This is a genomic window from Pelosinus sp. IPA-1, from assembly GCF_030269905.1.
GTDB lineage: Bacteria > Bacillota > Negativicutes > DSM-13327 > DSM-13327 > Pelosinus.
In genome coordinates this window covers 43,401-58,187 of the sequence record NZ_BSVC01000004.1, presented here as the reverse complement: position 1 = coordinate 58,187, position 14,787 = coordinate 43,401, and the positions used below count along the sequence as shown (strand labels likewise).

At 36.0% G+C, this 14,787-nt stretch carries 19 protein-coding genes; all 19 read right to left on the bottom strand.

What is annotated here, in order from left to right:
• Positions 1-213: 213 nt before the first annotated feature.
• The 19 genes from recN to spoIIIAE all read right to left on the bottom strand — a co-directional run bounded on the left by recN (position 214) and on the right by spoIIIAE (position 14,780).
• A complete protein-coding gene (gene recN / locus QSJ81_RS09950) occupies positions 214-1,911 on the bottom strand; it encodes a DNA repair protein RecN (RefSeq protein WP_285717261.1) in 1,698 nt (565 codons plus the stop codon).
• Between the two features lie 19 nt (positions 1,912-1,930).
• Positions 1,931-2,383 carry an arginine repressor gene (gene argR / locus QSJ81_RS09945; RefSeq protein WP_038670385.1) on the bottom strand — a complete coding sequence of 151 codons (453 nt, stop codon included), beginning with the start codon at positions 2,381-2,383 and terminating at the stop codon, positions 1,931-1,933.
• Positions 2,343-2,957: a tRNA 5-(aminomethyl)-2-thiouridylate-methyltransferase MnmM gene (gene mnmM, locus QSJ81_RS09940; protein WP_285717260.1), complete on the bottom strand. Its 615-nt coding sequence runs from the start codon at positions 2,955-2,957 to the stop codon at positions 2,343-2,345. Before mnmM ends, argR begins: the two co-directional genes overlap by 41 nt.
• Positions 2,944-3,813 carry an NAD(+)/NADH kinase gene (locus tag QSJ81_RS09935; protein ID WP_285717259.1) on the bottom strand — a complete coding sequence of 290 codons (870 nt, stop codon included), beginning with the start codon at positions 3,811-3,813 and terminating at the stop codon, positions 2,944-2,946. The genes mnmM and QSJ81_RS09935 overlap by 14 nt, the downstream gene beginning before the upstream one ends.
• A 136-nt stretch (positions 3,814-3,949) precedes the next feature.
• Positions 3,950-4,762, bottom strand: a complete 813-nt coding sequence (locus QSJ81_RS09930) for a TlyA family RNA methyltransferase (protein ID WP_285717258.1) — start codon at positions 4,760-4,762, stop codon at positions 3,950-3,952.
• A 3-nt stretch (positions 4,763-4,765) separates the two neighbouring features.
• On the bottom strand, positions 4,766-6,652 hold the full coding sequence (gene dxs / locus QSJ81_RS09925; protein WP_285717257.1) for a 1-deoxy-D-xylulose-5-phosphate synthase: 1,887 nt from the start codon (positions 6,650-6,652) through the stop codon (positions 4,766-4,768).
• Positions 6,653-6,784: 132 nt separating this feature from the next.
• Positions 6,785-7,243 carry a divergent PAP2 family protein gene (locus QSJ81_RS09920; RefSeq protein WP_038675076.1) on the bottom strand — a complete coding sequence of 153 codons (459 nt, stop codon included), beginning with the start codon at positions 7,241-7,243 and terminating at the stop codon, positions 6,785-6,787.
• Positions 7,244-7,253: 10 nt separating this feature from the next.
• Positions 7,254-8,132, bottom strand: a complete 879-nt coding sequence (locus QSJ81_RS09915) for a polyprenyl synthetase family protein (protein WP_285717256.1) — start codon at positions 8,130-8,132, stop codon at positions 7,254-7,256.
• Complete coding sequence (xseB, locus tag QSJ81_RS09910) at positions 8,126-8,392, bottom strand: exodeoxyribonuclease VII small subunit (protein WP_285717255.1); 267 nt, start codon at positions 8,390-8,392, stop codon at positions 8,126-8,128. Before xseB ends, QSJ81_RS09915 begins: the two co-directional genes overlap by 7 nt.
• Positions 8,379-9,593 carry an exodeoxyribonuclease VII large subunit gene (xseA, locus tag QSJ81_RS09905; RefSeq protein WP_285717254.1) on the bottom strand — a complete coding sequence of 405 codons (1,215 nt, stop codon included), beginning with the start codon at positions 9,591-9,593 and terminating at the stop codon, positions 8,379-8,381. Before xseA ends, xseB begins: the two co-directional genes overlap by 14 nt.
• A gap of 113 nt (positions 9,594-9,706) precedes the next feature.
• Positions 9,707-9,847, bottom strand: coding sequence for a hypothetical protein (locus QSJ81_RS09900; protein WP_285717253.1), 141 nt, complete (start codon positions 9,845-9,847; stop codon positions 9,707-9,709).
• Between the two features lie 81 nt (positions 9,848-9,928).
• Positions 9,929-10,339: a transcription antitermination factor NusB gene (gene nusB / locus QSJ81_RS09895; RefSeq protein WP_038670370.1), complete on the bottom strand. Its 411-nt coding sequence runs from the start codon at positions 10,337-10,339 to the stop codon at positions 9,929-9,931.
• A 125-nt stretch (positions 10,340-10,464) separates the two neighbouring features.
• Positions 10,465-10,695, bottom strand: a complete 231-nt coding sequence (locus QSJ81_RS09890; protein ID WP_285717252.1) for a DUF2273 domain-containing protein — start codon at positions 10,693-10,695, stop codon at positions 10,465-10,467.
• Positions 10,696-10,736: 41 nt separating this feature from the next.
• Entirely contained in the window at positions 10,737-11,276 is a 540-nt protein-coding gene (gene amaP, locus QSJ81_RS09885) for an alkaline shock response membrane anchor protein AmaP (RefSeq protein ID WP_285717251.1), read from the bottom strand.
• Positions 11,277-11,316: 40 nt separating this feature from the next.
• A complete protein-coding gene (locus tag QSJ81_RS09880; protein WP_285717250.1) occupies positions 11,317-11,718 on the bottom strand; it encodes an Asp23/Gls24 family envelope stress response protein in 402 nt (133 codons plus the stop codon).
• A gap of 126 nt (positions 11,719-11,844) precedes the next feature.
• Positions 11,845-12,375, bottom strand: coding sequence for a SpoIIIAH-like family protein (locus QSJ81_RS09875; RefSeq protein WP_285717249.1), 531 nt, complete (start codon positions 12,373-12,375; stop codon positions 11,845-11,847).
• A gap of 10 nt (positions 12,376-12,385) precedes the next feature.
• A complete protein-coding gene (locus QSJ81_RS09870; RefSeq protein WP_285717248.1) occupies positions 12,386-12,991 on the bottom strand; it encodes a SpoIIIAG-related protein in 606 nt (201 codons plus the stop codon).
• 15 nt (positions 12,992-13,006) lie between these two features.
• A complete protein-coding gene (gene spoIIIAF, locus QSJ81_RS09865; RefSeq protein WP_285717757.1) occupies positions 13,007-13,600 on the bottom strand; it encodes a stage III sporulation protein AF in 594 nt (197 codons plus the stop codon).
• Positions 13,601-13,619: 19 nt separating this feature from the next.
• Positions 13,620-14,780, bottom strand: coding sequence for a stage III sporulation protein AE (spoIIIAE, locus tag QSJ81_RS09860; protein ID WP_285717247.1), 1,161 nt, complete (start codon positions 14,778-14,780; stop codon positions 13,620-13,622).
• Between the last annotated feature and the right edge of the window lie 7 nt (positions 14,781-14,787).

Sequence of the window (14,787 nt, the reverse complement as noted above, 5' to 3'; positions counted from 1 at the left end):
ATCGTATTCAAAACTACCTAGAAAAAAACAGTCATACGTTTGAGTAAAGAGAAGACAGCAAGAAAATTTATTTTTTCTTCTTAACCTCTTAACTTTAAAGATTCCCGTTTTATAAGGCTATTATTCTGTTGTTATTCGCGTATAATCTTATGTATTTTGAAATTCGGCTATTTTGACGAAAAATAAAGCGCAAGCTTATGCTTGCGCTTTATTTTACCATTTTTCTTTTTTACGATAGGCAGAATCAAACATTTGTTTGGCATTGTCTAATGCTATTTTTGTTATATTAGTACCTGAAATCATCCTTGTTATTTCAAGCAATTGTTCCTCTTTATCCAAAACTTGGATTACAGTATTTGTTCTTTCACCCTCAATTTGCTTCTTTATATAGATATGGCGATCAGCCATACAAGCGATCTGTGGCAAATGAGTGATACACAACACTTGTCTAGTCGATGCTACTTTAGCAACCTTTTCTGCTACCATATGCCCAGCCTGACCGCCTATTCCAGCGTCAATTTCATCGAATACCATAATACCAGCAGCATCACGATGGGCACAAACTGTTTTTATAGCTAAAGCAATACGAGAAAGTTCACCACCTGAAGCAATTTTATACAAGGGTTTAGTTTGTTCTCCAAGATTGGCTGAGAATAAGAAAATTACTTCATCAGCTCCATTAAAAGTAAAGTTTGAACTTTTTGTTACTTCTATACTAAATTTCGCGTTTGTCATACCTAAATCATTTAAATGCCTACAGATCTGTTTAGCAAGTAATTTAGAAGCTTCTTGTCGCAAAGCCGTAATCTTTTCAGATAATTGCCCTAATGACTTTTCTAATTCTTTCTGTTGTTCGCGCAATTTGATAATATTTTTATCATAATTATGAATATCAGACAACTCGGAAAGTGCAGACTCATAATAAGCTAATATTTCTGCAGTACTTCCACCATACTTTTTTTTCAGCTTATAAATTAAATCCATACGCTCTTGCAATACGGATAAATTATTGGGATCATAATCAATTTGATCACTATATACACGCAAATCCATGCAACTTTCTTCTAATTGGTATAAAGCATCACTGATAACAGTAAGTTGCCCCTGTATTCGGTTATCATAACGAGCAATGACTTCTAGTTCATGTTTTACCTCAGCCAGTGCCGGTAAAATACCTTTCATTCCATTACTACTTTGTTCTAACAAAAAATAGGCACGATTGACAGCAGTGGTAATTTTCTCAACATTAGCTAGTACGGGTAATTGCCTCTCAATGTCTTCCTCTTCATTGGGTTTTAGTTCTGCAGCAGCTATTTCTTGTGTTTGCCAACTGAGCATATCAATACGTTGAGCTCGTTCTCTTGAATTTTGTTCGAGTAACGATTGCTGTTTCATTATTTCTTGCCAATTCTGATAAACGATATGATATTCACCCAAAATGTCTTTAATTTTATTATCAAAAGCATCCAATAAAAATAAATAAGACTCGGGACGCAATAAAGCCTGATTTTCATGTTGACCATGCATGTCAACAAGTTTTTCACCTATTTGTCGTAAAATAGTTACAGTAACATGGCATCCATTAATCAATATAACATTTTTACCTTGTCGAGAAAAACGACGGCTTATGATTAATATTGCATCATCTTCTACGATAATGCCCTGATCTTCCACTATTTTATAAATGGTAGAGTTCTTGGAAATATCAAATACTGCCTCAACCCGAAAATAATCGCAACCAGTGCGAATCGAATCAACAGATGCTCGGTTGCCTAGGATAATACTGAGAGCATCAATTAAGATCGACTTACCAGCACCTGTTTCTCCAGTTAGTATATTTAACCCCTCATCAAATTCCACCATAGCCTGCTCAATTAGTGCAAAATTAGTAACAGTCAATGATTTTAACACGTAATTTCTCTCCTAATTTTTACTGTGATAAAGTATGTAACTTTGCCATCACCTGGGGAACTGCATCCGTTGGCTTAACAACAACCAAAATATTATCGTCACCAGCTACTGTACCAATAATATCTGGCCATTTGGTATTATCTATGGCAGCGGCAACGGCTTGTGCAGTACCAGGCAATGTTTTTATCACTACAATATTTTCGCTATAATCTATACCAATAACAGAATCCTGAAATATTCGCTCCATACGGGGTTGTAGAAAAGCTGCACTTTGTTCTACAGGAAAAGCATAACGATAGCGGCCATCTCCAGCAGGGACTTTGATAAGCATCAATTCTTTTATATCTCTTGAGACGGTAGCCTGTGTTACTTCAATTCCTTGCTTGCGCAATGCAGTAGCTAATTCTTCTTGCGTTTCAATTACATTGTCTTCAATTATTGCTTTTATTTTGGCGTGACGCAAAACTTTCACAGGCTTCACTCCTCGTTTTTTCAACTACATATAATATGGGAGGTTGATTACTATGGTTCATCATAGACCAAGAGCCCACAGTAAATAACTTTGATGGTAATGATTTAAATAGCTCATTTACAGCCTGCTGCTCTAGAGATCCTTCTTGATGCCCAGGATAGGTTACTACGGAAATGAGACCGCCGATACAAAGTAAATCTAAAATTTGTTGTAAAGCTTCTATTGTTGATTGGCAATGCGTTGTAATAGTATGATCTGCATTAGGTAAATATCCTAGATTAAACATAGCTACATCGATAGAAGTATTTACATAAGAAGCTATACTAACATGGCTATCTGCTACCAATTTTACCTTGTCAGGAGCCACTTTATGATGATTAAGTAAATCTTGTGTTTTAAAAATTGCTAATTGTTGAATATCAAATGACCAAATAATGGAATCTGCGGGAGAATTTTCTGCTAAGAATAAAGTATCCCTACCTGTTCCAGCCGTCGCATCTATCATACATTGCGCTTCATTAACTTTCGGGAGTAATAAATATTGTGCTAATTTGACTGCATTAAAAGTTTGCATTTGTTTCACTCCGCCATAGTTTAGTACGTAGTGTTTCGTAGTAACTTCTATTATTAAGTCGTATAAATTGTGCCCTAAAGGATGAACGTTTTACGAGCACAGTATCTTCAGGCAATAAGCTATATACTGTCTGACCATCAATTGTTAAAACAACATCATCCTGGTTTGCTATCATCTCTACTTTTATCTCTTCTTCATCAGAAACTACTAATGGTCTGACATGTAATGTATGAGAGCAAATAGGTGTTAATACAATCACTTTTAACTTAGGATTTATAATGGGACCGCCTGCTGATAATGAATACCCTGTGGAACCAGTTGCTGTGGCAATAATTAAACCGTCAGCTGCATAATTAGCTGTTAATTCTTCATCAACAAACAGATTGAACTTAATCATACGTGAGACTCCATTTTTGCTGATTACCACATCATTTAAAACGGGAGAAACATAAATGGTCTTGCCTCTACGAACAATTATTGCATCTAACATCAATCGTTCTTCAATGTGATACTCTCCACGAATAAGCTTATCTAAGGAGCTGCTTAAATCGGGGAGCTCTACTTCGGTTAAAAAACCTAATTGCCCCATGTTAATTCCGCATATAGGTATACCAGCACAAGCAATTTCTCTTGCTGTATTTAATAATGTCCCATCGCCACCTATTGTAACACCTACTGTAATTTCCTTTACCATATCTTTTTGACCACAGGCTAACTCTAGATATCCCATTTTTTGTGCAGCCTCTGTAGGTAATAAAACACGTACACCATGCTCTTTAAAGTACTGCACCATCCAACCTAGCACAGTAACTACACTCTGCTTGTTCGTATTAGGAAATAGACCTATTGTTAACACACACAATCCCCCATTATTTAAATACACCATAATGGCAGGTGATTTAATCCCCTGCCATTAAAACAGCCTTGTTACATTAAGGTTGCGCGGCTTTTAGTACACTCTATAATAAAATTGCTTTGCCAATGACAACTTTCTATATGGCTCCCGCATGAGCTTCTTGTACAATCTTTTCTATGGTCTCACCAGTAACTCCTATCTCTGCTGTAAAATTTGCTAAATGAACAAGATATTCTATATTACCTTCTGGACCTTTTACTGGAGAGTACGTAAGGCCAAGGGGGGTAAATCCTAATTCACAGGCATGATTGATAACATTATGAATAACCTCACTATGAACTAAAGGATCTTTTACTACTCCTTTTTTGCCAACTTTTCCTCGTCCGGCCTCAAATTGTGGTTTTATCAAAGCCACTACTGTACCAGTCAAGGATAATAGCGTTTTAATAACAGGTAATACTTTTGTTAGTGATATAAATGCAACATCAATAGAAACAAAATCTAAGGGCTGTCCTAGTTGCTCTAAGGTAACATTACGAATGTTAGTACGTTCCATATTAATAACTCGACTATCAGTTCTAAGAGACCAAGCTAATTGACCATAGCCAACATCAATTGCATAGACCTGTTTAGCACCGTTTTTTAATGCGCAATCCGTAAATCCACCTGTAGAAGCACCTACGTCCGCCATAACCTTATCGACTAAATTTACGGAAAAGAAATTCAAGGCTTTTGCTAATTTTAATCCACCACGGCTTACGTAACCAATATTATCACCAGTAACAACAATGTTGCTATCTACTGGCACTAAAGTACCAGCTTTATCGATCTTTTGTTCATCAACAAATACTAATCCTGCCATAATACAAGACTTAGCTCGTTCCCTACTAGAAACTAAGCCTTTATCCAATAATAAAACATCCAAACGTTCTTTAAGTACTTTACTCATTTTTCACCGCGCTCCAAATTTTTGGACAAAAGAATTTACCTCAGCAGCAATAGCTTCTGCTGTCAAACCGTATTTTTCCAATAGTTGAGTTCGTACGCCTTGTTCAATGAACTTATCAGGAAAACCCAACCGTAGTACTTTAACCCAGTTAAAACTCTGCGTATTTATATATTCAAGAACGGCTGATCCAAATCCTCCAGTTAAGGTATTCTCTTCTACCGTAACAATAACACCAACGTCCCGCGATAATTTTCGGATAATCTGCTCGTCTAACGGTTTTATAAATCTAGCATTTACTACACCAGCGCTTATCCCTTTTGAGGCAAGTAACTTACTGGCTGATTGGCAAGGTTCAACCATAGAACCAACTGCTAAGAAGACTACATCTGTGCCGCTATTTAGTTCCTCAGCACAACTTATGGAAATAGGCTGTAAAGGCTTATCAATGGGGACTCCTAGACCACTACCACGTGGATAACGAATGGCAACTGGCCCATTCATATTGATTGCCGTAAGCAGCATATGACGTAGTTCATCTTCATCCTTTGGTGCCATTATTACTAAATTGGGAATATGCCGCAAAAAACTATAATCAAATAATCCATGATGAGTTGGACCATCGTCACCTACAATTCCGGCCCGGTCTAATGCAAATATTACAGGTAGTTTTTGCAAACAGATATCATGTAAAATCTGATCATATGCTCTTTGAGAAAAAGTTGAATATATGGCCACTACTGGCTTCATTCCCTTAACTGCCATGCCCGCAGCCATGGTAACCGCATTTTGTTCAGCAATACCTACATCAAAGAACCGTTTAGGAAAGGCTGCTGCGAACTTCTTGAGACCAGTTCCTTCCGGCATAGCGGCTGTTATCGCCACAATGCGTGAATCCTGCTGTGCTAAATCTAGCAGAGTATCACCGAAGACACTTGAATAGGTCGGGGTATTACCATTTTTTATCACTTCGCCAGACTCGACACAATAAGGCCCAACACCATGAAATTTACCTGGATTACATTCAGCAGGTTTATAACCTTTTCCTTTACAAGTAAGAACATGGATTAAAATAGGCCCCTGCATCTTTTTCGCTTTTTCAAGAACCTCACAAAGCAATTCTAAATTATGTCCATCAATCGGGCCAATATAATTAAATCCTAATTCTTCAAATAGAACGCCAGGGACTAGTAGGTAGCGCAAACTGTCTTTGACACGTTCTACAGTTTTTGCTACTGTGTCACCAATCGCTGGAATACGTCGTAACAAAAATTCAATATCTTGTTTAACTTTTGTATATTTTGGCTCTGTACGCATTTTAGACAAATATTCCGAAATAGCACCAACATTTTTAGCAATGGACATTTCATTATCATTAAGAATAACAATCATATTTGTTCCTGAATGTCCAGCATGGTTTAATGCTTCATAGGCCTGACCGCCAGTCAAAGAACCATCACCGATAACAGCTAGTACATTTTCTTTGTCGTTTACGATATCTCTAGCTAGTGACATTCCTAATGCAGCAGATATAGACGTACTAGAATGACCTGTGCCAAAAGCATCATGCACACTCTCACTAATTTTAGGAAATCCACTTATACCGCCAAACTGACGTAACGATGAAAACTCATTACGCCTACCTGTCAAAATTTTGTGTACATATGATTGATGACCAACATCCCATACGATTTTATCAACGGGACTATTAAATATTTTATGTATAGCAATCGTTAGCTCTACAACACCTAAGTTGGGGGCTAAATGTCCGCCTGTCTTAGAGACGGAACAGATTAAAAAATGACGAATTTCTTCCGCTAAAGCTCTCATTTGTACAAATGAGAGCTTTTTTAAATCTTGGGGCTTATTAATGGCCTCAAGTATTGTCTTCAAATATAACAACCCTCTTTCAGTAATCCACAATCTGTAAAAACATTATAACATAACATGATTCAATCAGCATTAAGTTTTCTATAGTTACTGTGATATTAAGGGCTTATCACAAAGCCCTTATGAATATACTTGTTATCCTAATAAATTCTTAAAGCCATGGGCAATAGTAATTCCTAATATTGCTCCCGCTAATACTTCTAGAGGCGTATGCCCTAAGAGCTCCTTCAAGCGAATATCACGTACTGTATGTTCCGCACGTAGCTGACGCACTAACTTATTAATAACTTTTGCTTGTCTCCCAGCTGCTCTACGTACTCCAGCTGCATCGTACATAACAATACTTGCCAATACAATAGTTACAGCAAATAATGATGAATCAAAGCCATCATGAAGTCCTACAGCCCAGGCTAAGCTCATTACTAATGCAGTATGGGAACTAGGCATTCCGCCCGCACCTACTAAACGTTCAAAATTAAGCGCACCATGCTTCCAATAAGACGTTAATGTCTTGAGAACTTGAGCGCAAAACCAAGCAGTCAGAGCGGTTGCCAATATTATATTTTTTCCCATAAGAGCGATACACTCTGCCACAATAAACACCTCAATTATCTCGTGTTAATAAAGACCGTACCATTTCCCTTAAGATATCTGCTTCATGACCAAAATGACTTAACGCTTCTAGGGCTTGATTTACGGCTTGATTTGCCATTATCTTTGCCTCATTTAAAGAATATAAGGTTACATAGGTTGCTTTGTGATTTTTCATATCACTACCAATTGGTTTTCCAATTTTTTCTTGCAATCCAGTTACATCTAAAATATCATCCGTTATTTGAAAAGCCAAACCAAATTGTTCTGCATATTTTGTTAATGCTTCAATTTGCCATTCTTTTGCGCTTGCTAATTGTGCCCCAGCTCTTAGAGCAGCTTTAAATAAGGCTCCTGTTTTTGCTTGGTGCATATAAGCGAGAGTATCAATAGAAATAACTTCTCCCTCAGAAGACAAATCAATGACTTGTCCACCAATCATACCTGTAGCACCCGCAGCAGTACTAATTTCCCCTAAGACTTTTACTAGCACATCAGGCTTAACGGCGGGCTGAGACAACATAACCGTAAATGCTGCAGTTAATAGCCCATCTCCAGCTAAAATAGCCATACCTTCACCAAAAACTTTATGGCTAGTTAGTTTACCCCTTCGATAATCATCATCATCCATTGCTGGTAAATCATCGTGAATTAAAGAATAGGTGTGAATCATTTCTAACCCGCAGGCTATATTAAGATAATCAGTACCTGTTCCACCTACGGCGTCAGCAGCTGCCATGAGTAATATCGGACGTAAACGTTTTCCACCCGCAAATAAACTATAACGCATAGCTTCAAAAATAGCTGGTGGATACATATTTTCGCAGGAAACAAATTTGCCTAAAGCTTCATCAATTATTTTACCTTTTTCCTGACAATATTGTTTTAACATCTATCGTCCTCCTTTAACAATAAGGGTCTTTCTATTACTTTTCCCTTTTCTTCTAATAAAATTTTATCTATTTGCTGTTCAGCATAATTTAATTTATTTAAACAAATTTTTGATAAATTTACTCCTTCAGCAAAGTTGGCTAATGATTCATCTAATGGTAATTCTCCTTTTTCCAACTGCTTTACAATGGCTTCTAGATTTTCCAAAGCCTTTTCAAAACACATTTCATCTAACTCTTCTTTTTTCTTAGCTCTTACCATAATGCCCCTCCTGTACGCGAATTATTTCAGCATCTATCAAACCTTCATTGAGCACAATTTCAACTCTTGTTCCTGGCTGCAGTGTCTTAACATTGTTAACCAGTTGTCCATCGTTTGTACGCACAATACCGTATCCTCGTGCCAATACAGCTAGTGGATTCAGCATTGATAACTTTTCGGCCATAATTTTAAAACCATGTTGTTTTTCTATGACCATTTTCTTCATAACCTGCTGCAAATTTTGCAGCAGGTTATCGACCAGTTGTTGTTTTATTGCTAGGTTCTCATAGGGATATTTAAAAACTCTGCTCTTCGCAGATTGCTCAAGCCTCATGCGATGATTCTTCAATACACCCCGTGCATTACTTTCTAACATACTTTTTAAGGTAGAGACATATTTGTAAAGCTCTCTGACATCAGGTACAACAAATTCTGCTGCTTGCGATGGCGTAGCTGCCCGACGATCAGCTACAAAATCTGCCAAGGTATAATCTGTCTGATGGCCAACTGCAGAGACAATAGGAATTTTTGAAGCGGCAATAGCTCTTATCACTCTCTCATCATTAAATGCCCATAATTCTTCAATAGAGCCCCCACCACGGCCAATAATAATAACATCAACATTACACAGTTTATTAAAGACTTCAATTCCATGGACAATTTGTAAAGGTGCATCTGGTCCTTGTACCTGAACAGGATATAACTTTAGTAAGATGCCGGGATGTCTTCGTTTAGATACAGTAATAATATCTCTAAGAACTGCACCTGTTGGTGAAGTAACAATACCCACTGTTTTTGGTAACATTGGTAGTGTTTGTTTATGCTCATCATTAAATAGTCCCTCTGCCTCCAACTTTTCTTTTAGCTGGGCAAAAGCGATACTTAATTCGCCAATTCCTTCTGGTACCAATTGGACTGCATATAACTGATATTGGCCATCTCTTTCAAATATTGTGACTTGGCCGCCAGCAATCACTTTCATGCCATCCCTTGGTTCAAATTTTAGATATTGTGCGCGGCTTTTAAACATTACAGCTCTAATTGTAGCATTACTATCTTTGAGAGTAAAATAACAATGCCCAGAATAATGTTTCTTAAAATTTGATATTTCTCCACGTATTAACACAGATGCAACTTTAGCATCGGACTCAAAAAGTTGTTTTATGTATTTTGTTATTTCACTTACACTAACTATATTCATAATTCACCTTCATTTGAAAATATAGTTGATAAAATCACTTTATCAACTATATTTTCTATTTATCATATAACATGAGTACAAAAAAAACCAGACGAAAGTCTGGATAGTTTTCTTCAATATCGACGCTGCTCTACACATTGACATGTTATATAACCACCAGTTACTCCTAATATAAACCAAAAAAAGCTACCTGGCGGAATAAGATAACCTATAAATGCACCTATTGCCGCCCCAAATAACATATATCTAAACATAGAAAGCACCTCCGCATATGTTTTTTATGTATCATATGCAAAGTAAATACTGAATGGTACTAATAGACGAGCAACTATAGTTTACTTGTCCGTTCTTTTGACCAATGTTCCTAGAATTCCATTTACAAATCGACTTGATTCTTCAGTTCCAAAAAGCTTGGCCAATTCAATAGCCTCATTAATGACTACATTAGGTGGTAATGATTCATTACCAAAATTCATTTCATAAATTGCCATCCTAGCAATATTTCGATCAATTCCAGGCATACGATCTATTTTCCAATCGTTTGAAATGTCCCCAATAATTGTGTCTATTTCTTTTAAATGTTCCTGGGTGCCAATAACAAGATTCTCGGTGTATTTTCTAGTGTTTTCATCAATATTATCATGTTCACTTAATGCTGTCTGTAGAGCTTCATCTTTACCTGTAGTGTTAAAATCTAACTGAAATAAAGTCTGAAGCGCCAATTCACGGGCTTGTCTACGGCTCATAACTTCCCTCTTTTCTTATGCTTCACTCCAATGTTGTAAAACAAAATTCATGACATTTGGTATGTCATACAAAATTTTTTATAACAACATCGTTACTATTGGACTTATAGTATACCATACTTTTTTCATTGACGATAATATCCTGGAGGCAATAATTTACCCAAAATATCCATAATGTCTTCTTTTTCGTCAATTCGTTTGCCGACCAAATAACCAGCAACCATGCATAGCATTACAAACATAGTATGTAAAAAACCGAATACTAAAATGAAAATACCAACTAAAAACCCTGTCACTAAACCTACAATTTTCCCGCTATGATACTGCCATATTTTTGCTAGTAACTCGGAATTCATATTTACACTCCTTTACATACTAGAGAATTCTCTCTTAACTATTATTCTACACGTTGCTTAGATTTAAAATCATTAGATATATTTTCAACTAAAATTTGTACATCAACTAACTCAACACCAACCGTATTTTTTATATAGGCATGAACTCTCTTTTGCAATTCTTCTGAAACACTTGGAACGTTGTTTTCTGGACTAACAACTGCTTTTAAAGATACTTTTAAACCTTTTCCATCATGACTAACACGAACTTTAACTCCTCGTACACCGCGTGTATGTCTAGCTGTTTTTTCAACTAAATTTTTTATGGCATCAAGTGAAATATGTACGTCACCCATATTGGTATGATGAACTATAGTTTCTTTAATTCGGTGAGAACGTATACTTGCTAGTAACAACCGAATACTTACCAATAAAAACACCGCCCCTACCAAACCAACTTCCCATTGTCCGCTAAGAAGCGAAATACTTGTCCAAACCCATTCCAAAGAAATAAGGCGCAAAGAAAGTAAGATTACGCCTATTGATAAAATTGCTAACAATAAGGTGTAAATAGATAAAATGATGCGATCAAAAATTCCCATATATTACTCCTTTCTACACGACTGCTGCTACAACATGACTTTACCGCACACGAATATCCTCTTCTTTACCATCCTGATTAAAGCCCACGCCTTGTATATGAACATTAACTTCTACAACATCTAACCCTGTCATTGATTCGATTCCACGTTTTACGTTTTCTTGTACTCTTAATGCAATGTCCGGTATACGTACGCCATATTCTACAATTATGTATAAATCCACGGCAGCTTCACGCTCGCCAACCTCTACTTTTACGCCTTTAGCCAGGCTTTTTTTGCCAAGCATCTCCGCAATACCACCTACCAAGCCTGCACTCATTCCTGCTACGCCAGCAATTTCGGTGGCAGCCATACCTGCAATAATCCCTACGACTTCATCCGCAATACGAATAGAGCCAACGTCATTATTTTCCATCTTTTCACTGCGTTCACGTTTATCCACTCACAAATCCCCCCCATTTCAAGATAATTTTTATACTATATATAATAATACAATTACGTTACGATAGCTATTTTATTATAACAAACATTTTCCATCTTTACAAACTAGCTATGCAACTTGCAAATATTAAGGTTTTGCGCTAATTGAAATATCTTCAGATTTCATTCCTGAGACCTTACTAATTACATCTGCTACTTGAACTACTTCTTCCCGGGATAAGGAGGTGGTTTTTATTATGGCACTTACTGAATTTTCTCTGACAAATACTAATGCATCAGCAAATCCGCGCGATTTTATTAGGCTTTCCATCTCAGTTTCTTTCTGTTTTTCAGCAATCATTTTTAGGATTGTAATTTGGGCTTGATTCCTACTATCATCTGTTTTTGCATTTTTGATATTTTCTCTTAGTAAGTCTGAGCGCTCACTTCGAATCTTGTCTCGTTCCAATCGATATTCGATAAAAAAATCTGGGCTACTATTAGGTATAATGGGTTCAGAAACACTTGTAGCGGAAACCTGCATTGCATTCGATTGATTTACTTTCGCTTGTAGCATTGCACCTAAACCTTTTACTAGGACAAGCATCATTATAGTTATACCCAGTCCAACAGCAAATATAGTATATTTATTTATTTTATGGAAAGTGAATATTTTCATAATAAACTCCTCACTTTTTTTGAGCTAATACAGTTATTTTATAGGAAGGAATCCCTAAACCAGCTTCTACAGCTTTCGTTAAGTTTGCCTTAACATTAGAATCATATGCGCCTTCAGCGATAACCAATACACCTTTAATTATTGGCTTTACTTCTCGCACAAGAACTGGACGATCGATACCATTTTCTTTGCCTACCAGAATTTGTTCACTCTCTTTGGTTTCAGTAGTACTACGAATTCCCCCTGAAGTATCTTTTTCTTGAATGGTTTTACTTTCTTTTGTTACGTTTTTAGCATGTTCCTGCGTGCTACTATTTTCCCACGTGATATTAACAACAACGGATCCGGCACCTTTTACCTGTGATAATACATTTGCTAATTTGCCTTCTACAATCTCTTCATAACTACGATTTACTGGAGTAGGGTTCTTACTGACTTCAGTAGGAGTTTTTTGATTAGAATCGATTAAGGAATGATCAAATACTCCTCCCAATAACAAGAGCCCTATTCCTAAAATACCTAACCAAATTAATCGTGAGTTTAGTACCCCATCTTTTAGTAATTGCCTTGGCCACATTTTTTTTGTATAAGATAAAACAGTATCTAAACCGTTCATATATTACTCACTCCTTTATGGATGTATAGTCTTTACTTCAATTTTTTCTTTGGGAATTTGGTAAAGCTCTGTTACTATCTCCGAGATTCTTTTTTTTAGATCTATATATGGGTCTTCAGATTTATCTTTTTGTTCGCCAATCGTTATCTTTGATACGGCAGCAACTTTCCGATCCTTTGCCGATAAACCCGGCTTAATATATAAAATAACACTTTCAATACCACTTACTATACTGCTATTCTTGACGGTATTAACTTCTATATTTACATGAACATCGGCTACACCATCAATAGCCATTACTAAAATTTTCATTTGCTGGGCTAATTCTTTTTTATACAGTTCAAGAGATAACTTTTCACGATCGTTAGACATGTTCATTGAATCATTCATTATGGAATTACCAAAATTTGTACTCAGTGCTGGTATTTGGTTTGTTGGTATTAAATGATTTTGTACTATTGAAATAATTGGATTCATAATTGCTAACATAATAAATAATCCCATGATTACCCTGACAAATCGTTGCATACTACTACTTGGTAATAAAAGTTCTAAAAATGATGCAAATAAAACAACAAAAATAATATATTTAACCCAGCCAGTAAACATAGCAATCAATAAAAAACACCTACCTCAGCATCATAGCTGCACTACCTGCAGCTAGAATCATGGTTATATCTAAAAAAAACATTAAAGCAACTGTTAATACTGCACCAAATACTAAAAATAAATTATTTCCTATAGAATCAAGACATTTTGCCATTTTTTCATCACCTAGTGGTTGTACTAATGCACCAGAAATTTTTATCACCAAAATTAAAGATAATATCTTAATTAAGGGAAGTATGCAAATCATAGATACTATGATAATACCAAAAATTCCAACTGCATTTTTTAAAAGTAGGGATGCGCCCATTACTAATTCCACCGTGTCGGCAAACATTTTGCCTACTACAGGAATAAAGGTTGCTGTTGCGAATTTTGCCGTGCGCAGTGCTAGCCCATCGGCAATACTACCTGCTGTACCTTGAATTGTAATAACTCCAATAAATATTACCATTGAAAAGCCGAGTATTATCATGCCTGATTGTTTTAATATACTCGCTAAATTACTTAAACGGTATGTATCAGAAAGAAAGTTTAAGCATTCAAGAGCTGCTGTTAAAAATAACAAAGGCAAAACCACATCTTTAACAATAACACTCATACTACTTATGACAAATAACATTAAGGGAGTAAACAAACTTGCAGAAGTTATCGCCCCAACTCCTGCTAAGAGTGACATTAAAAGGGGTAACAAAGCCTCCATAAATCCAACCATATACCCCACTGTTTGACTTGCTAATTTTAATGTATTATAAAAAGCAGTTAGAGCAATCGATGACATAAAAATAAAACAAACACTATAGGCTAATAAAGAAATACTAGATTTTTCAAATGAATTCTGTAGATTTTGTAACATAGCACATAATACTGCTAGAAATAATAATTTACCCATTAAATGAGTACTTACTGTTATTTCGTGAAAGAAATTTGCAATTATGGATTGCCTGAGATGTTGCCAGCTTACATTTAAGCCTTGAGTTGCTATACCATGAATGGTGTCACTATTTAATAAGGGCATCTCATCATTTAGTTCTTGATTAACTTGCTGAATAAATTGATTAATGTTTTCAGGAGAAACTTTCTCTAATAGTTGCTGCTCAATTTCAACACTATTTAAGGGATTGGCAAAAACACTAGTTATGCTAATCATTAGCCATACTATTGCCATAATAAATATTTTCATGTTTCAC

Coding starts and splice junctions, on each gene's coding strand:
- nusB (WP_038670370.1), bottom strand. CDS start 10,339: ATGAGCCGTAGACAAGCCCGTGAATTGGCGCTTCAGACTTTATTTCAG.
- QSJ81_RS09915 (WP_285717256.1), bottom strand. CDS start 8,132: ATGTTAAAACAATATTGTCAGGAAAAAGGTAAAATAATTGATGAAGCT.
- xseA (WP_285717254.1), bottom strand. CDS start 9,593: ATGAATATAGTTAGTGTAAGTGAAATAACAAAATACATAAAACAACTT.
- QSJ81_RS09930 (WP_285717258.1), bottom strand. CDS start 4,762: ATGAGTAAAGTACTTAAAGAACGTTTGGATGTTTTATTATTGGATAAA.
- QSJ81_RS09870 (WP_285717248.1), bottom strand. CDS start 12,991: ATGAACGGTTTAGATACTGTTTTATCTTATACAAAAAAAATGTGGCCA.
- spoIIIAE (WP_285717247.1), bottom strand. CDS start 14,780: ATGAAAATATTTATTATGGCAATAGTATGGCTAATGATTAGCATAACT.
- amaP (WP_285717251.1), bottom strand. CDS start 11,276: ATGGGAATTTTTGATCGCATCATTTTATCTATTTACACCTTATTGTTA.
- xseB (WP_285717255.1), bottom strand. CDS start 8,392: ATGGTAAGAGCTAAGAAAAAAGAAGAGTTAGATGAAATGTGTTTTGAA.
- QSJ81_RS09900 (WP_285717253.1), bottom strand. CDS start 9,847: ATGTTTAGATATATGTTATTTGGGGCGGCAATAGGTGCATTTATAGGT.
- spoIIIAF (WP_285717757.1), bottom strand. CDS start 13,600: ATGTTTACTGGCTGGGTTAAATATATTATTTTTGTTGTTTTATTTGCA.
- QSJ81_RS09890 (WP_285717252.1), bottom strand. CDS start 10,695: ATGAATTCCGAGTTACTAGCAAAAATATGGCAGTATCATAGCGGGAAA.
- mnmM (WP_285717260.1), bottom strand. CDS start 2,957: ATGCAAACTTTTAATGCAGTCAAATTAGCACAATATTTATTACTCCCG.
- QSJ81_RS09875 (WP_285717249.1), bottom strand. CDS start 12,375: ATGAAAATATTCACTTTCCATAAAATAAATAAATATACTATATTTGCT.